The 15735-nt window shown below is 67.0% G+C and carries 19 protein-coding genes; 17 read left to right on the top strand and 2 right to left on the bottom strand.

The window, feature by feature from the left end:
- Nucleotides 1-59 precede the first annotated feature (59 nt).
- The 17 genes from mlaE to ACAM58_RS06025 all read left to right on the top strand — a co-directional run bounded on the left by mlaE (nucleotide 60) and on the right by ACAM58_RS06025 (nucleotide 13461).
- Nucleotides 60-842 (top strand): lipid asymmetry maintenance ABC transporter permease subunit MlaE, encoded by a 783-nt coding sequence (gene mlaE / locus ACAM58_RS05945; RefSeq protein WP_018906525.1) that lies wholly within the window; start codon nucleotides 60-62, stop codon nucleotides 840-842.
- Between the two features lie 38 nt (nucleotides 843-880).
- Nucleotides 881-1372 carry an outer membrane lipid asymmetry maintenance protein MlaD gene (gene mlaD / locus ACAM58_RS05950; RefSeq protein WP_012746305.1) on the top strand — a complete coding sequence of 164 codons (492 nt, stop codon included), beginning with the start codon at nucleotides 881-883 and terminating at the stop codon, nucleotides 1370-1372.
- Nucleotides 1369-2115, top strand: a complete 747-nt coding sequence (locus ACAM58_RS05955) for a VacJ family lipoprotein (RefSeq protein WP_062363040.1) — start codon at nucleotides 1369-1371, stop codon at nucleotides 2113-2115. Before mlaD ends, ACAM58_RS05955 begins: the two co-directional genes overlap by 4 nt.
- Before the next feature lie 183 nt (nucleotides 2116-2298).
- The gene (locus ACAM58_RS05960; protein WP_012746307.1) at nucleotides 2299-2958 is read left to right on the top strand and encodes a phospholipid-binding protein MlaC; all 660 of its coding nucleotides are present in this window, start codon (nucleotides 2299-2301) and stop codon (nucleotides 2956-2958) included.
- 4 nt (nucleotides 2959-2962) lie between these two features.
- On the top strand, nucleotides 2963-3235 hold the full coding sequence (locus ACAM58_RS05965) for a lipid asymmetry maintenance protein MlaB (protein ID WP_012746308.1): 273 nt from the start codon (nucleotides 2963-2965) through the stop codon (nucleotides 3233-3235).
- A gap of 87 nt (nucleotides 3236-3322) precedes the next feature.
- Complete coding sequence (locus ACAM58_RS05970) at nucleotides 3323-4270, top strand: ABC transporter ATP-binding protein (RefSeq protein WP_012746309.1); 948 nt, start codon at nucleotides 3323-3325, stop codon at nucleotides 4268-4270.
- An 82-nt stretch (nucleotides 4271-4352) separates the two neighbouring features.
- A complete protein-coding gene (locus ACAM58_RS05975; protein WP_012746310.1) occupies nucleotides 4353-5117 on the top strand; it encodes an ABC transporter permease in 765 nt (254 codons plus the stop codon).
- 19 nt (nucleotides 5118-5136) lie between these two features.
- Entirely contained in the window at nucleotides 5137-5379 is a 243-nt protein-coding gene (locus ACAM58_RS05980) for a BolA family protein (protein ID WP_012746311.1), read from the top strand.
- 37 nt (nucleotides 5380-5416) lie between these two features.
- Nucleotides 5417-6706: a UDP-N-acetylglucosamine 1-carboxyvinyltransferase gene (murA, locus tag ACAM58_RS05985; RefSeq protein ID WP_062363038.1), complete on the top strand. Its 1290-nt coding sequence runs from the start codon at nucleotides 5417-5419 to the stop codon at nucleotides 6704-6706.
- Nucleotides 6703-7344, top strand: a complete 642-nt coding sequence (gene hisG, locus ACAM58_RS05990) for an ATP phosphoribosyltransferase (protein ID WP_012746313.1) — start codon at nucleotides 6703-6705, stop codon at nucleotides 7342-7344. The genes murA and hisG overlap by 4 nt, the downstream gene beginning before the upstream one ends.
- 11 nt (nucleotides 7345-7355) lie before the next feature.
- Nucleotides 7356-8678 (top strand): histidinol dehydrogenase, encoded by a 1323-nt coding sequence (hisD, locus tag ACAM58_RS05995; protein ID WP_012746314.1) that lies wholly within the window; start codon nucleotides 7356-7358, stop codon nucleotides 8676-8678.
- Nucleotides 8679-8710: 32 nt separating this feature from the next.
- Nucleotides 8711-9082: a hypothetical protein gene (locus ACAM58_RS06000; protein ID WP_062363035.1), complete on the top strand. Its 372-nt coding sequence runs from the start codon at nucleotides 8711-8713 to the stop codon at nucleotides 9080-9082.
- Complete coding sequence (gene hisC, locus ACAM58_RS06005) at nucleotides 9079-10170, top strand: histidinol-phosphate transaminase (RefSeq protein WP_018906518.1); 1092 nt, start codon at nucleotides 9079-9081, stop codon at nucleotides 10168-10170. The genes ACAM58_RS06000 and hisC overlap by 4 nt, the downstream gene beginning before the upstream one ends.
- Nucleotides 10167-10775, top strand: coding sequence for an imidazoleglycerol-phosphate dehydratase HisB (gene hisB / locus ACAM58_RS06010; RefSeq protein WP_018906517.1), 609 nt, complete (start codon nucleotides 10167-10169; stop codon nucleotides 10773-10775). The genes hisC and hisB overlap by 4 nt, the downstream gene beginning before the upstream one ends.
- A gap of 19 nt (nucleotides 10776-10794) precedes the next feature.
- Entirely contained in the window at nucleotides 10795-11451 is a 657-nt protein-coding gene (hisH, locus tag ACAM58_RS06015; protein ID WP_018906516.1) for an imidazole glycerol phosphate synthase subunit HisH, read from the top strand.
- A gap of 63 nt (nucleotides 11452-11514) precedes the next feature.
- Nucleotides 11515-12258 carry a 1-(5-phosphoribosyl)-5-[(5-phosphoribosylamino)methylideneamino]imidazole-4-carboxamide isomerase gene (gene hisA, locus ACAM58_RS06020; RefSeq protein WP_012746319.1) on the top strand — a complete coding sequence of 248 codons (744 nt, stop codon included), beginning with the start codon at nucleotides 11515-11517 and terminating at the stop codon, nucleotides 12256-12258.
- Between the two features lie 30 nt (nucleotides 12259-12288).
- Nucleotides 12289-13461, top strand: a complete 1173-nt coding sequence (locus ACAM58_RS06025) for an AAA family ATPase (RefSeq protein WP_018906515.1) — start codon at nucleotides 12289-12291, stop codon at nucleotides 13459-13461.
- Nucleotides 13462-13470: 9 nt separating this feature from the next.
- On the opposite strand, the gene ACAM58_RS06030 is transcribed toward ACAM58_RS06025, so the two are convergent.
- Both ACAM58_RS06030 and ACAM58_RS06035 read right to left on the bottom strand, forming a co-directional pair.
- Complete coding sequence (locus tag ACAM58_RS06030; protein WP_369664271.1) at nucleotides 13471-14391, bottom strand: amino acid ABC transporter substrate-binding protein; 921 nt, start codon at nucleotides 14389-14391, stop codon at nucleotides 13471-13473.
- 8 nt (nucleotides 14392-14399) lie between these two features.
- On the bottom strand, nucleotides 14400-15707 hold the full coding sequence (locus ACAM58_RS06035; protein WP_369664272.1) for a dicarboxylate/amino acid:cation symporter: 1308 nt from the start codon (nucleotides 15705-15707) through the stop codon (nucleotides 14400-14402).
- Between the last annotated feature and the right edge of the window lie 28 nt (nucleotides 15708-15735).

Here is a 15735-nt window from a genome sequence, read left to right on the forward strand (position 1 = left end):
CAAGCGAAGGCCCCCTCGGGGGGCAGCGAGGACACGAAGTGCCGAGCGAGGGGGCAGGCATGAGCTGGTGGAAGCCCGCCGACATCGGCTTTGCGGTTCGCAGCAAGCTGGCCGACCTGGGCTACGGCGCCAAGCTGTTCCTGCGCCTGCTGGTGCAGGGGGCACGAAGCTTGCAGCGCTTCGGCCTGGTGCGCGACCAGATCCATTTTCTCGGCAACTATTCGCTGGCCATCATTGCGGTGTCGGGGCTTTTCGTCGGCTTCGTGCTGGGCCTGCAGATGTACTACGCGCTGCAGCGCTACGGTTCTTCCGAGGCGCTCGGCCTGCTGGTGGCGCTGAGCCTGGTGCGCGAGCTCGGGCCGGTGGTGGCGGCCCTGCTGTTCACGGGGCGCGCCGGTACTTCGCTCACCGCGGAGATCGGCCTCATGAAGGCCGGCGAGCAGCTCAGCGCCATGGAGATGATGGCGGTCGACCCGGTGCAGCGCATTCTTGCGCCGCGCTTCTGGGCCGGCGTGATCACGATGCCGCTGCTGGCGGCCGTGTTCAGCGCGGTCGGCATCATGGGCGGCTATGTGGTGGGCGTGCTGATGCTGGGTGTGGACCCGGGCGCGTTCTGGGGCCAGATGCAGGGCGGCGTCGACGTCTGGCGCGACGTGGGCAACGGCGTGATCAAGAGCATCGTGTTCGGCTTCACCGTGACCTTCATCGCACTGCTGCAGGGCTACGAGGCCCAGCCCACGCCCGAAGGCGTGTCGCGCGCGACCACGCGCACCGTGGTGATGGCGTCGCTTTCGGTGCTCGGGCTCGACTTCCTGCTCACCGCCATGATGTTCAGTATTTGAAGGAGCCCCGGCTCCAATCGTTCTAGAGAGTGCAAACCATGCAACGTTCCAACAACGACATCTGGGTCGGCCTGTTCGTGCTGATCGGCGGCGCGGCGCTGCTGTTCCTCGCGCTGCAGTCGGCCAACCTGCTGAGCCTGAATTTCCAGAAGACCTACAACGTCACCGCGCGTTTCGACAACATCGGCGGGCTCAAGCCGCAAACGGCGGTCAAGAGCGCGGGCGTGGTGGTCGGCCGCGTGGAGTCCATCTCGTTCGACGACAAGTCTTTTCAGGCCAGCGTCACACTGGCATTGCAAAACCGTTACAGTTTTCCCAAGGACAGTTCGCTCAAGATCCTGACCAGTGGCCTGCTCGGCGAGCAGTACATCGGGATCGAGGCGGGCGCCGAGGAGAAGAACCTGCAAGCCGGCGACACCGTCACCTCGACCCAATCGGCCGTGGTGCTGGAAAACCTGATCAGCCAGTTCCTCTACAGCAAGGCGGCCGAAGGAAATACTTCGACGCCGGGAACAGCCAACAAGAAATGAAAACAGCCCTTTCCCCGTCTTTTGCTATCAGTAAGATAGCAAACCATGCCCGCTGGGCCAGTGTTGCCGTCGCCCTTGCGCTCATTGCAGGCTGCGCGAGCGGGCCCCACGCCAATCCGGCCGACCCTTTCGAGCCGTTCAACCGGGGCGTCACGCGCTTCAACGACACGGTCGACGAGGCCGTGCTCGTGCCCGTGGCCACCGCCTACCAGCGTGTGCTGCCCTCGATGGTGCGCACCGGGGTGGGCAATTTCTTCGGCAACCTGGGCGATGTCTGGAGCTTCGTCAACAGCGTGGCCCAGCTCAAGCTGCAGAACAGCGCCGAGACCTTCATGCGGGTCAACGTCAACACCTTCTTCGGCCTGGGCGGCTTGCTGGACATTGCCACCGAGGCGGGCATCGACCGCCACGAGGAAGACTTCGGCCAGACGCTCGGCCGCTGGGGCGTGGGCGCCGGTCCGTACGTGGTGCTGCCGGTGTTCGGCCCGTCGACCCTGCGCGACACGGCCGCCTTGCCGGTCGACCGTGCCGGCAGCGTGCTCGGCAACATGAACGACGTGGCCTGGCGCAATTCGCTGTCGTTCGTGGAAGCCGTCGATACGCGGGCGAAGTACCTGCGCGCCGGCCGCCTGCTCGACGATGCGGCACTCGACAAGTACACCTTCACGCGCGACGCCTTCCTGCAGCACCGCCGCAACGACGTCTACGACGGCAACCCCCCTGACGACGAGGGTGGGAAATAAAGCACAAAAAGGTGCGGATAGAGGCTTTTCGCGGACGGACGGGCGGTTTTCCTGCTTGCATCCGGTTTCAAGGCTTCACCTGCGCTTCAGGAACCCGGTCGGCCGGGGGCCTGTCGAACACGTTCTTTCCGGCAGGCGCAGCTTCCATTGCGCCTTCTGGATTTTCAACTTGAGGGAATTGCCATGAACAACAAGATCTTGCAACGACGCGGCTTCGGCCGCCTGGTGCTGGCCAGTGCCTTGCTTTTCGGTGCCGCGACGGCTTTCGTGCGCCCGGCCCATGCCGCCGACGAGGCGCCCGATGCGCTCGTCAAGCGCCTGTCGACCGATGTGCTCGAGACCATCAAGGCCGACACCTCCATCAAGGCTGGCGACATCAACAAGATCATGGTGCTGGTCGACAGCAAGATCATGCCCAACGTCAACTTCCAGCGCATGACGGCTTCCGCCGTCGGCCCGGCATGGCGCCAGGCCACGCCCGAGCAGCAGAAGAAGCTGCAGGAAGAATTCAAGACCCTGCTGGTGCGCACCTATGCCGGCGCGCTCGACCAGGTGAGCGACCAGACGGTCACGGTGCGCCCGTTCCGCGGCTCGCCTGAAGACACCGACGTGCTGGTGCGTACCGAGGTCAAGGGCCGCGGCGATCCGGTGCAGCTCGACTACCGGCTCGAGAAAACGCCCGGCCAGGGCGGCGGCTGGAAGGTCTACAACCTCAATGTGCTGGGTGTCTGGCTGGTCGACACCTACCGCACCCAGTTCGCGCAGGAAATCAACGCGCGCGGCATCGACGGCCTGATTGCGGCGCTGGCGGCGCGCAACAAGGGCAACAACGGCAAGAGCTGAGGCCATGCTGGTCCTGCCCTCCAAGCTCACCCACGACGAAGCCCCGGCCTGCATGCGCATGCTGCAGCAGGGGCTGGCGGGGCAGGCCGACACATCCACGGTGGTGGACGCCAGCGCGCTCGCGCATTTCGATTCCTCGGCCTTGGCGGTGCTCCTGGAGTGCCGCCGCGAATCGAGCGCGCTCGGCCGGGGCTTCGCGGTCAAGGGGCTTTCGCCGCGGCTACGCGAACTGGCAGCGCTCTACGGCATTGCGGGGCTGCTGCCGGCGGCGCCCTGACCGCCGGCGGCCCGGCAGCGGCCGCGTCAGGGCATCCGGCCGCCGCCAAGCGGCCTGCGGGGCGGGCCCGTAAAATCGCCGGCTCCCATGCCCGCGATCTCATTCCAATCGGTCTCCAAGACCTACCCTCCCTCCAGACAGCAGCGGGCCCAAGGCAAGCAGGGGCTGCGCGCCGTCGACGAGGTCAGCTTCCAGATCGAGCCGGGCGAGTTCTTCGGCCTGCTCGGGCCCAACGGCGCGGGCAAGACCACGCTCATCAGCATGCTGGCCGGCCTGTCCCGCCCCACGGCCGGCGCCATCAGCGTCCATGGCTTCGACGTGCAGCGCGACTATGCCGAGGCCCGGCGCCAGCTCGGCATCGTGCCTCAGGAGCTGGTGTTCGACCCGTTCTTCAACGTGCGCGAATCGCTGCGCATCCAGTCGGGCTACTTCGGCATCAAGAACAACGAGGCCTGGATCGACGAGCTGCTGCAAAGCCTGGGCCTGGCCGACAAGGCCACGGCCAACATGCGCCAGCTCTCGGGCGGCATGAAGCGCCGGGTGCTGGTGGCGCAGGCGCTGGTGCACAAGCCGCCGGTCATCGTGCTGGACGAGCCCACCGCCGGGGTCGACGTCGAGTTGCGCCAGACGCTCTGGCAGTTCGTCGCCAGGCTCAACAAGGAGGGCAGCACCGTGCTGCTCACCACCCACTACCTCGAAGAGGCCGAGGCGCTGTGCAGCCGCATCGCGATGCTCAAGCTCGGCAAGGTGATCGCCCTGGACCGCACCAGCGAGCTCCTGAAGTCGGCCGCCAGCAACGTGCTGCGCTTCAAGACCGACGCCATGCTGCCCTGGGCCATCGCGCAGCATGCGCGCATCACAGGGCGCATCGTGCAGCTGCCGGCGCAGAACGCCCATGAAGTCGAACAACTGCTGGCCGCGATCCGCGAAGCCGGCGTCGCGGTGGAAGACGTGGAAATGCGCAAGGCCGACCTGGAAGACGTGTTCATCGACCTGATGGCAGGCGAGCAGACGCCGCTGGAGGTGGCGAGATGAGCGCTGCGCCGGGCCGACACAAGCAAGCGAAGCTCCCCCTCGGGGGGACGCGAGGACACGCAGTGCCGAGCAAGGGGGCCCTATGATGGCCGTCACGGGGTGGCGTGCGCTGCTTTACAAGGAAACGCTGCGCTTCTGGAAGGTTGGCTTCCAGACCGTCGGCGCGCCGGTGCTCACCGCGCTGCTCTACCTGATGGTGTTCGGCCACGTGCTCGAAGACCACGTGAAGGTCTACGGCTCGGTCGGCTACACCGCCTTCCTGGTGCCGGGCCTCGTGATGATGAGCGTGCTGCAGAACGCCTTCGCCAACAGCTCGTCGTCGATCATCCAGAGCAAGATCATGGGCAACCTGGTGTTCGTGCTGCTCACGCCGCTGTCGCACTGGGGCTGGTTCTTCGCCTACGTGGGCTCGTCGGTGATCCGCGGGCTGGCCGTGGGGCTCGGCGTGTTCCTGGTCACCATGTTCTTCGCGATGCCGAGCTTCGTTGCGCCGCTCTGGATTCTCGTGTTTGCGCTGCTGGGCTCCGCCATGCTCGGCACCCTGGGGCTCATTGCCGGGCTCTGGGCCGAGAAGTTCGACCAGATGGCGGTGTTCCAGAACTTCCTGATCATGCCCATGACCTTTCTGTCGGGCGTTTTCTATTCGATCGGTTCGCTGCCGCCGTTCTGGCAGGGCGTGAGCCACCTGAACCCGTTCTTCTACATGATCGACGGCTTCCGCTACGGCTTCTTCGGCGTGAGCGACGCCTCGCCCTGGCTCAGCCTGGGCATCGTCGGCGCCGCCTGGCTGGTGGTGAGCGCCATCGCCGTCCACCTGCTGCGCATCGGCTACAAAATCAGAGGCTGAAAAGCCCTTTCCAATTCCCATGACCGCCGAACAACTCCAGGCCCTGATCCAGTCCCACCTTCCCTGCGAGCACATCACGCTCGAAGGCGACGGCCGGCATTGGTATGCCACCATCGTCTCGGCCGAATTTGAGGGCAAGCGCGCGATTCAGCGCCATCAGCGGGTCTACGCGACCCTGGGTGCGAAAATGCATACCGACGAGGTGCATGCGCTCTCAATGAAGACCTACACGCCGGCCGAATGGGCGGCGTTGGAAAAATAACTCTCCGGCCCCCGGGCCCTGATTCGCTGGAAATTCGATGGACAAACTTCTGATTCGCGGCGGGCGCCAGCTCCGCGGCGAGGTACTCATTTCCGGCGCCAAGAACGCAGCCCTGCCGGAACTGTGCGCCGCACTGCTGACCGACCAGCCCGTGACGCTGCACAACGTGCCGCGCCTGCAGGACGTGTCGACCATGCTCAAGCTGGTGCGCAACATGGGCGTTGCGGCCGAGCGCGACGACAACGGCACGGTGCGGCTCGATGCGGGCGACCTCAGCAACCCCGAGGCACCCTACGAACTGGTGAAGACCATGCGTGCCTCCGTGCTGGCGCTGGGCCCGCTGCTCGCGCGCTTCGGCCATGCCAAGGTGTCGCTGCCGGGCGGCTGCGCCATCGGCTCGCGGCCGGTCGACCAGCACATCAAGGGCCTGCAGGCCATGGGCGCCGAGATCGTGGTCGAGCACGGCTACATGATCGCCAGCCTGCCGGCCGGGCGCACCCGCCTGAAGGGCGCGCGCATCCTGACCGACATGGTTACCGTCACGGGCACCGAGAACTTCCTCATGGCCGCCGCGCTGGCCGAGGGCGAGACGCTGCTCGAGAACGCCGCGCAGGAGCCCGAGATCGTCGACCTGGCCGAAATGCTGATCCGCATGGGCGCGAAGATCGAAGGCCACGGCACCAGCCACATCCGCATCCAGGGCGTCGAGAAGCTGCACGGCTGCGAGCACGCCGTGGTGGCCGACCGCATCGAGGCCGGCACCTTCCTGTGCGCCGTTGCGGCCACCGGCGGCGACGTGTTCCTGCGCCACGCGCGGGCCGACCACATGGACGCGGTGATCGACAAGCTGCGCGACGCCGGCTGCACCGTCGCGGCACAGGAGGGCGGCGTGCGCATCAGCTCCAGCGCCCCGGCCTGCGAGCACCTCAAGGCGCAGAGCTTCAGCACCACCGAATACCCCGGTTTCCCGACCGACATGCAGGCCCAGTTCATGGCCCTGAACGTGATCGCGCGCGGCGCCTCGATGGTCACCGAAACCATCTTCGAGAACCGCTTCATGCACGTGAACGAGATGGTGCGCCTGGGCGCCACGATCCACGTCGAGGGCAAGGTGGCGATGGTCGAGGGCGTGCAGCAGCTGTCGGGCGCCACAGTGATGGCGACCGACCTGCGCGCCTCGGCCAGCCTGGTGATCGCCGGCCTCGTGGCCGACGGCGAGACGCTGGTCGACCGCATCTACCACCTGGACCGCGGCTACGACCGCATGGAAGCCAAGCTGCGCGGCCTGGGCGCGGACATCGAACGCATCTCGGGAGCCGCCGCATGATCACCCTCGCGCTCTCGAAGGGCCGCATCTTCGAAGAGACGATGCCGCTGCTGGCCGCCGCCGGCATCGAGGTCACCGAAGACCCCGAAAAATCGCGCAAGCTGATCCTGGCCACCACCCGGCCCGACGTGCGCGTGGTGCTGGTGCGCGCCTCCGATGTGCCCACCTACGTGCAGTACGGCGGCGCCGACCTTGGCGTGACCGGCCTGGACGTGCTGCTGGAAAACGGCAACCAGGGCATGTACCAGCCGCTGGACCTGCGCATCGCGGCCTGCCGACTCAGCGTGGCGGTGCGCGCCGACTACGACTACGCCTCGGCCGTGAAGCAGGGCTCGCGCCTGAGGGTCGCCACCAAGTATGTGGGCCTTGCACGCGAGTTTTTCGCGAGCAAGGGCGTGCACGTCGACCTGATCAAGCTCTACGGCAGCATGGAGCTCGCGCCGCTCACCGGCCTGGCCGACGCCATCGTCGACCTGGTCTCGACCGGCAACACGCTCAAGGCCAATCACCTGGTCGAGGTCGAACGCATCATGGACATCAGCGCGCGCCTCGTGGTCAACCAGGCCGCGCTCAAGCTCAAGCGCGAGCCGATCCGCCGCATCATCGACGCCTTCGCGTCGGCCATTCCCACTGCCTGAACTTCACGCACATGACTCCGAAAGCAGCCCCCGTCCGCCTCTCCACGGCTTCAGCCGGCTTCGACGCTGAATTCAAGGCGCGGCTGCATTGGTCCGCGGATGCCGATGCGGCCATCGAGAAGGTGGTGGCGGACATCCTGGCCGACGTGCAGAGGCGCGGGGACGAGGCGGTGCTGGAGTACACCAATCGCTTCGACAAGCTCGATGCGAAGACGCTGTCCGAGCTGGAGCTAACGCAGGCCGAACTCAAGGCCGCCTTCGAATCATTGCCGGCCACGCAGCGCGATGCGCTCGAAGCCGCCGCTCGCCGCGTGCGCAGCTATCACGAGGCGCAGAAGAAGGCCAGCGGCGAGAGCTGGAGCTATCGCGATGCCGACGGCACGCTGCTCGGCCAGAAGGTTACGCCGCTTGATCGTGTCGGCATCTACGTGCCGGGCGGCAAGGCGGCCTATCCGTCGAGCGTGCTGATGAATGCCATTCCGGCTCACGTGGCCGGCGTGGCCGAAATCATCATGGTGGTTCCGACGCCGGGCGGCGAAAAGAACCAGCTGGTGCTCGCCGCCGCCTACGTGGCAGGCGTCACGCGCGCCTTCACCATCGGCGGCGCGCAGGCCGTGGCCGCGCTGGCCTACGGCACCGCCACCATCCCCGCGGTCGACAAGATCACCGGCCCCGGCAACGCCTACGTGGCCGCCGCCAAGCGCCGCGTGTTCGGCACCGTGGGCATCGACATGATCGCGGGCCCGAGCGAAATCCTCGTCTTGGCCGACGGCAGCACGCCGCCTGACTGGGTGGCGATGGACCTGTTCAGCCAGGCCGAGCACGACGAGCTCGCGCAAAGCATCCTGCTGTGCCCCGACGCCGCGTACATCGACCGCGTGCAGGCCGAGATCGACCGCCTGCTGCCCGGCATGCCGCGCGCCGAGATCATCGCGGCTTCGCTCAACGGCCGCGGCGCTCTCATCCACACCAAGAGCATGGAAGAGGCCTGCGAGATCAGCAACCGCATCGCGCCGGAGCACCTGGAAGTCAGCAGCAGCGAGCCGCAGCGCTGGGAGCCGCTGCTGCGCCATGCCGGCGCGATCTTCCTGGGCGCCTTCACCAGCGAGAGCCTGGGCGACTACTGCGCGGGCCCCAACCACGTGCTGCCCACGAGCGGCACGGCGCGCTTCTCGAGCCCGCTGGGCGTGTACGACTTCCAGAAGCGCTCGAGCCTCATCGAAGTGAGCGAAGCCGGCGCGCAGGTGCTCGGGCCCATTGCCGTCACGCTGGCCGAAGGCGAAGGCCTGCAGGCGCACGCCGAAGCGGCGCGCATGCGGCTGCGCAGGGCCTGAAGCCCGCCCGCCGCCGGCAGGAGCAAAGCAAGATGGCTCGACGCCGTTCTTTTCATCGTTCGCGCGCGACGGCATGGCTGCTGGCGCTCGCGGCTGCGGGCTCGGCGCAGGCCATGAGCATCCGCGAGCTGCGCACGCTGGAAGCGAGCGAAAAGGACGGCAAGGCCTACGCGAGCTACTACCTCGTCGGCGTGCTCGAAGGCCTGCGCGAAGGCGTGGAGGCCTCGCAGCGCAACGGCCAGAAGCCGATCTTCTGCGTCGAGGGCCGGCGCCTGGAGCCTTCGATGGCACGCTCCCTCTATCAAACCGAGCTGACCCGCAACGCCGACAGCTACGAAGCCGACATGCCCGTTCAGCTGGTCATGGCCGGCGCCCTCAGAAACAGCTACCGCTGCACCCGATGACATCTTCTTCGCCCGCCGCCCGCCCGATCGACCGCATCCGCTCCGACGTGCAGTCCATGCATGCCTATGCGGTGCAGGACGCACGCGGCTTCGTCAAGCTCGACGCCATGGAAAACCCCTTCGGCCTGCCGGCCGCGCTGCAGGCCGAGCTTGGCGCGCGGCTCGGTGCGTTGGCGCTCAACCGCTATCCGGGCGAGCGCGGCGCCGACCTGCAGCGCGCGCTGGCCGCGCATGCGCAGATGCCCGAGGGCTTTTCGCTGATGCTGGGCAACGGCTCCGACGAACTGATCTCGCTGCTCGCCATTGCCTGCGACGTGCCCGGGGCCGCGGTGCTCGCGCCCGTGCCCGGCTTCGTGATGTATGCGATGAGCGCGAAACTGCAGGGCCTGCGCTTCGTCGGCGTGCCGCTCACGGCCGATTTCGAACTCGACGAGGCCGCCATGCTTTCGGCCATCGCACGCGAGAAGCCGGCCATCGTGTACCTGGCCTATCCGAACAACCCCACCGCCAACCTCTGGGACGATGCCGCCATCGAGAAGATCGTGCAGGCCCAGGGCGAGCAGGGCGGGCTGGTGGTGATCGACGAGGCCTACCAGCCCTTTGCCGCCAGGAGCTACATCGACCGCATCGCGCGGCATGGCCATGTGCTGCTGATGCGCACGCTCAGCAAGTTCGGCCTGGCCGGCATCCGCCTGGGCTATCTCATGGGCCCGGCCGCGCTGGTCGCGCAGATCGACAAGGTGCGCCCGCCCTACAACATCAGCGTGCTCAATTGCGAGTGCGCACTGTTCGCGCTCGAGCATGCCGAGGTGTTCGAGGCCCAGGCGCGGCAGATCCGCGACGAGCGCCACCGTCTCATGATGGGGCTGGGCCGCCTGGCGGGCGTGAAGGCCTGGCCGAGCGATGCCAACATGATCCTCGTGCGCGTGCCCGATGCCGCCAAGGCCTTCGAAGGCATGAAGGCGCGCGGGATTCTTGTGAAGAACGTTTCTAAAATGCACGAACTGCTCGCAAACTGCCTGCGCCTCACCGTCGGAACGGCCGACGAGAATGCGCGGATGCTCGCGGCACTCGAAGCCTCACTATGACCACCCCCCAGACTGCCGATCGCACTGCATCGGTCACCCGCAACACCGCCGAGACCAGGATCACCGTCAGCGTCAACCTGGACGGCACGGGCAAGGCCAGGCTCTCCACCGGCATCGGCTTCTTCGACCACATGCTCGACCAGATCGCCCGCCACGGCCTGATCGACCTCGAGATCGATTGCCAGGGCGACCTGCACATCGACGGCCACCACACGGTGGAAGACGTGGGCATCACGCTGGGCCAGGCGGTGGCCAAGGCCGTGGGCGACAAGAAGGGCATCCGCCGCTACGGCCATGCCTACGTGCCGCTGGACGAGGCGCTGAGCCGCGTCGTCATCGACTTCTCGGGCCGGCCCGGCCTGGTGATGCACGTGCCGTTCACGAGCGGCATGATCGGCACCTTCGACAGCCAGCTCACCTACGAATTCTTCCAGGGCTTCGTCAACCACGCCTTCGTCACGCTGCACATCGACAACCTCAAGGGCGTCAATGCGCACCACCAGTGCGAGACCGTGTTCAAGGCCTTTGCGCGCGCGCTGCGCGGCGCGCTCGAACTCGATCCACGCTCCGTGGGCGTCATTCCATCGACCAAGGGTTCGCTCTGAACGTCCTCGCCGCCAAGCTATGAAATCTGTAGCAAATACCGTCGCCGTGGTCGACTACGGCATGGGCAACCTGCGCTCCGTCTCGCAGGCCGTGCAGCATGCGGCCGACCAGGTGGGCGTGCAGGTCTTCGTCACCTCCGACCCCGAGGTGGTGCGCAAGGCCACGCGCGTGGTGCTGCCGGGGCAGGGCGCGATGCCCGACTGCATGCGCGAACTGCGCGACTCCGGCCTGCAGGAGTCGGTGCTCGAGGCCGCGGCGAGCAAGCCGCTCTTCGGCGTGTGCGTGGGCATGCAGATGCTGCTGTCGCGCAGCGACGAGGGCCCGACCGACGGGCTCGGGCTGATTCCGGGCGAGGTCGTCAAGTTCGACCTGGCGGGCCGGCTGCAGCCCGACGGCAGCCGCTTCAAGGTGCCGCAGATGGGCTGGAACCAGGTGCGCCAGGCCCAGCCGCACCCCGTGTGGGCGGGTGTGCCGGACATGAGCTACTTCTATTTCGTGCACAGCTTCTATGCCCGGCCGGCCGACATCCGGCACAGCGTGGGCGAGGCCGATTACGGCGCGTGCTTTACCGCCGCCGTCGCACGCGATAACATTTTTGCCACCCAGTTCCACCCGGAGAAGAGTGCGGACCATGGGTTGCAGCTCTACCGAAATTTCCTCCACTGGAATCCCTGACCTTATATTCCCGCCCGGGCCGAAGCTTCCTCAGCCCGGATTCCGCACACTCGCGTCACTTCCATGCTCCTCATTCCCGCCATTGATCTCAAAGACGGCCACTGCGTTCGCCTCAAGCAGGGCGACATGGACCAGTCCACCATCTTCAGCGAAGACCCCGCCGCCATGGCCCGCAAGTGGGTCGAGGCCGGCGCGCGGCGGCTGCACCTGGTCGACCTGAATGGCGCCTTCGCCGGCAAGCCGCAGAACCACGCGGCCATCAAGGCGATCCTGCGCGAGGTGGGCGACGACATCCCGGTGCAACTGGGCGGCGGCATCCGCGACCTGGACACCATCGAGCGCTACATCGACGACGGCCTGCGCTACGTGATCATCGGCACCGCGGCGGTCAAGAACCCCGGCTTCCTGAAGGATGCCTGCGTGGCCTTCGGCGGCCACATCATCGTGGGGCTCGACGCCAAGGACGGCAAGGTGGCCACCGACGGCTGGAGCAAGCTCACGGGCCACGAGGTGGCCGACCTGGGCAAGAAGTTCGAGGACTACGGCGTCGAATCGATCATCTACACCGACATCGGCCGCGACGGCATGCTCTCGGGCATCAACATCGATGCCACCGTCAAGCTTGCGCAGGCGCTGACCATTCCGGTCATCGCCTCGGGCGGGCTGTCGAACATGGCCGACATCGACCAGCTCTGCGCGGTCGAGTCCGAGGGCGTCGAAGGCGTGATCTGCGGCCGGGCCATCTATTCGGGCGACCTCGACTTCGCCGCCGCGCAGGCCCGCGCGGACGAGCTCGCCGGCGCCTGAGGCCGGCGCCTTCCTCTTCTGTAGCGCGGCGTGCTTTCCGCGCTTGCCATTGCCAACTACCGCTCGCTGCGCCAGCTGACGGTGCCGCTCGGACGGCTCACGGTGGTGACCGGGCCCAACGGCAGCGGCAAGTCCAGCGTCTACCGCGCGATGCGGCTCCTGGCCGAGATTGCCAACGGCGGCGCGATCCGCTCGCTGGTGCGCGAGGGCGGGCTTTCCTCCACCCTGTGGGCCGGTCCCGAGCGCTTCTCGGCCGCCATGCTGCGCGGCGATGCGCCGGTGCAGGGCACCACCCGCAGCGAGCCGGTCGCGTTGAAGCTGGGCTTCGCCGGCACCGAGGCCGATGAGTTCGGCTACGCCATCGACATCGGCCTGCCGCCGCCGATCCCGGCGACGGCCTTCTCGCGCGACCCCGAGATCAAGCACGAAACCATCTGGCACGGCCCCTTGCTGCGCCCCGCGGCGCAGCTGGTCGACCGCAGGGGCGCGGCACTGCGCCTGCGCGAGGGCAAGGGCTGGCAGGCCATCGGCCGGCCGATTCCCGCCTTCGCCAGCATGATGACCGAGTACGCCGATCCCCACGCCGCACCCGAGATGCTCGCGCTGCGCGAGCAGATGCGCTCCTGGCGCTTCTACGACCACTTCCGCTCCGACGCCGATGCGCCCGCGCGCCAGCCGCAGCTCGGCACCCGCACACCGGTGCTCGCCAACGATGGTGCCGACCTGGCCGCCGCGCTGCAGACCATCCGTGAGATCGGCGACGGCGAGGCGCTCGACCGCGCCGTGGACGACGCATTTCCGGGCGCCCGCATCCAGGTGCGGGTGAACGAAGACCGCTTCGAAACGCTGATGCACCAGCACGGCCTGCTGCGGCCGCTGACGGCGGCGGAGCTTTCGGACGGCACCCTGCGCTATCTGCTCTGGATTGCCGCGCTGCTGACGCCCCGGCCGCCGGCGCTCTTGGTGCTCAACGAGCCGGAGACCAGCCTGCATCCCGACTTGCTGCCGGCGCTCGGCCGCCTCGTCGCGCAGGCCGCGCGCGAGTCGCAGGTGATCGTGGTGTCGCATGCCGCGCGGCTGATTGCCGCGCTCGAAGACAGCGGCGAGCTGCAGTCGGTGGTGCTCGAGAAGCGCTTCGGCGAAACCCGCATCGCCAACCTCGACATGAGCGAGATCCCGCGCTGGGAGTGGCCCGTGCGCTGAGGCTGCGGGCTACTCGGCCTTCACCGACATCGTCTGGATGATGGCTTCCAGCTGCGCGCTCATCGGCAGGTCGATGCTTTCCCCGGTGGGCAGCTTGCGCAGGAACCAGCGCTTGTACTGGCGCTCGATTTCGCCGTCCTGCGCCAGCACCTGGAAGGTGTCGTTGATCACCTTGGCCAATTGCGCGTCGCCCTTGCGGTACATGATGCCGTAGGGGTCGTAGGAGAGGTAGTCGCCGACCACCTCGTACTGGGCCTTGGCGGCGTCGCGCGCGATCAGGCCGTAGAGCAGCACGTCGTCGGTGGCAAAGGCGTCGGCCTGGCCGCTTTTCACCAGCCCGAAGGAATCGGCGTGGTCGCGCGCCACCCGCAGGTCGATGCCGAGCCTGAACTTCTGCGACAGCTCGCGCAGCGTCTTCTCGTTGGTGGTGCCCGCGGTGACGGCCACCCGCTTGCCCGCCAGGTCGCGGAACGACTTGATCGGCGAGCCCTTCTTCACCAGCACCTTGGTGCCCGAGACGAAGATGGTGGGCGAGAAGCTCACGCGCTTTTGCCGCTCGAGGTTGCTGGTGGTCGAGCCGCATTCGAGATCGACCGTGCCGCGCTCGACCGCATCGATGCGCGAATCGGAGGTCACCGGCACCCACTTGATCGCGAGGCTCTTGTTCACCGCCTCTTCAATGGCCGTGACCAGTTCCCGGCAGAGCTCGATCGAATAGCCGACAGGCTCCTGGCGTGCATTGAGAAAGGAAAACGGCACCGACGACTCGCGGTAGCCGATGGTGATGGTGCCGCTCTCGCGCACCTTGGCGAGCGTGCCCGTCAAGGTCTCCGGGGCCTGCGGCTGCGCCGTGGCCGGGGTCGCCGCGACCAGCGCAGCGGCCGCCAGCAGGCCGGCAAGAAGAAACGACAGCGCGGCCTTGGCCTTCATGGCGAGCCTCACGCGTGGGCCGGATGGGCGAGGGTGGCCGAGGCTTCGGCGTCGAGCGTCGTCGCATTGGCCGCCGCGTCGCTCTCGGAGAGCAGCTCGCCCTCCCACTTGGCGACCACGGCCGTCGCGATGGAGTTGCCCACCGCGTTGGTGGCCGAGCGCCCCATGTCCAGGAAGGTGTCGACGCCCAGGATCAGCAGCAGGCCGGCTTCCGGAATGTCGAAGTGGTTGAGCGTGGCCGCAATCACCACCAGCGAAGCGCGCGGCACGCCAGCCATGCCCTTGGAGGTGAGCATCAGGATCAGCAGCATCGTGATCTGCGTGCTGATCGGCATGTGGATGTTGTAGGCCTGCGCGATGAACAGCACGGCGAAGGTGCAGTACATCATCGAGCCGTCCAGGTTGAACGAATAGCCCATCGGCATCACGAAGCTCGAGATCTTGCGCTTCACGCCGAAACGGTCGAGCGCCTGCAGGATCTTCGGGTAGGCCGCTTCCGAGCTGGCCGTGGCGAACGACAGCAGGAAGGCTTCCTTGATGAGTGCCAGCAGCTTGAACACGCGCGGGCCCAGGAACGAAAAGCCCGCGAACACCAGCACGCCCCACAGCACGAACAGGCCCAGGTAGAAGTCGCCCATGAAGACCGCGAACTTGAGCAGGATGCCCAGGCCGTTCGTCGCAACCGTGGCGGCCATGGCGGCCATCACCGCGAGCGGCGCCAGCTTCATCACGTAGCCGGTGATCTTGAGCATGGCGTGCGAGAGTTCGTCGATGGCGGCCACCAGCGTCCTGGCCTTGTCGCCGAGCGAGGCGAGCGCCACGCCGAAGAACATCGAGAACACCACGATCTGCAGGATCTCGTTGTTGGCCATGGCCTCGGCAAAGGACTTCGGCACCATGTGGCTCACGAAGTCCTTGAGCGTGAACTTCGCGGTCGCCAGGTTGGCCGAAGCGCCGATGTCCGGCAGCGGAAGGCCCAGGTTCTCGCCGGGCTTCAGCACATTGGCCATGACCAGGCCGATGACCAGCGAGATCAGCGAAGCAGTGAGGAACCAGCCCAGCGACTTGCCGAACACCCGGCCCACCGACTTGGCGTCGCCCATGTGCGCGATGCCCACCACCAGCGTGGAGAACACCAGCGGGCCGATCAGCATCTTGATGAGGCGCAGAAACACGTCCGACACAATCGACACGTAGCCTGCGATCTGCGCCGCGGCCTTCTTGTCGGGAAAGCTCGTGAAGATCATGTAGCCGACAAGGATGCCGAGCACCATGGCGATCAGGATCCAGGCGGCGGCCGGCAGTTTTCTCTTCATAGGTGTCCCTTCGGGGTGTGTGTGGTTC

Source organism: Variovorax sp. V116, from assembly GCF_041154435.1.
Taxonomy (GTDB): domain Bacteria; phylum Pseudomonadota; class Gammaproteobacteria; order Burkholderiales; family Burkholderiaceae_C; genus Variovorax; species Variovorax paradoxus.

Bases quoted from the DNA above. Each gene is read 5' to 3' on its own strand.
- mlaE (WP_018906525.1), top strand. From the start codon at position 60: ATGAGCTGGTGGAAGCCCGCCGACATCGGCTTTGCGGTTCGCAGCAAG.
- mlaD (WP_012746305.1), top strand. From the start codon at position 881: ATGCAACGTTCCAACAACGACATCTGGGTCGGCCTGTTCGTGCTGATC.
- ACAM58_RS05955 (WP_062363040.1), top strand. From the start codon at position 1,369: ATGAAAACAGCCCTTTCCCCGTCTTTTGCTATCAGTAAGATAGCAAAC.
- ACAM58_RS05960 (WP_012746307.1), top strand. From the start codon at position 2,299: ATGAACAACAAGATCTTGCAACGACGCGGCTTCGGCCGCCTGGTGCTG.
- ACAM58_RS05965 (WP_012746308.1), top strand. From the start codon at position 2,963: ATGCTGGTCCTGCCCTCCAAGCTCACCCACGACGAAGCCCCGGCCTGC.
- ACAM58_RS05970 (WP_012746309.1), top strand. From the start codon at position 3,323: ATGCCCGCGATCTCATTCCAATCGGTCTCCAAGACCTACCCTCCCTCC.
- ACAM58_RS05975 (WP_012746310.1), top strand. From the start codon at position 4,353: ATGATGGCCGTCACGGGGTGGCGTGCGCTGCTTTACAAGGAAACGCTG.
- ACAM58_RS05980 (WP_012746311.1), top strand. From the start codon at position 5,137: ATGACCGCCGAACAACTCCAGGCCCTGATCCAGTCCCACCTTCCCTGC.
- murA (WP_062363038.1), top strand. From the start codon at position 5,417: ATGGACAAACTTCTGATTCGCGGCGGGCGCCAGCTCCGCGGCGAGGTA.
- hisG (WP_012746313.1), top strand. From the start codon at position 6,703: ATGATCACCCTCGCGCTCTCGAAGGGCCGCATCTTCGAAGAGACGATG.
- hisD (WP_012746314.1), top strand. From the start codon at position 7,356: ATGACTCCGAAAGCAGCCCCCGTCCGCCTCTCCACGGCTTCAGCCGGC.
- ACAM58_RS06000 (WP_062363035.1), top strand. From the start codon at position 8,711: ATGGCTCGACGCCGTTCTTTTCATCGTTCGCGCGCGACGGCATGGCTG.
- hisC (WP_018906518.1), top strand. From the start codon at position 9,079: ATGACATCTTCTTCGCCCGCCGCCCGCCCGATCGACCGCATCCGCTCC.
- hisB (WP_018906517.1), top strand. From the start codon at position 10,167: ATGACCACCCCCCAGACTGCCGATCGCACTGCATCGGTCACCCGCAAC.
- hisH (WP_018906516.1), top strand. From the start codon at position 10,795: ATGAAATCTGTAGCAAATACCGTCGCCGTGGTCGACTACGGCATGGGC.
- hisA (WP_012746319.1), top strand. From the start codon at position 11,515: ATGCTCCTCATTCCCGCCATTGATCTCAAAGACGGCCACTGCGTTCGC.
- ACAM58_RS06030 (WP_369664271.1), bottom strand. From the start codon at position 14,391: ATGAAGGCCAAGGCCGCGCTGTCGTTTCTTCTTGCCGGCCTGCTGGCG.
- ACAM58_RS06035 (WP_369664272.1), bottom strand. From the start codon at position 15,707: ATGAAGAGAAAACTGCCGGCCGCCGCCTGGATCCTGATCGCCATGGTG.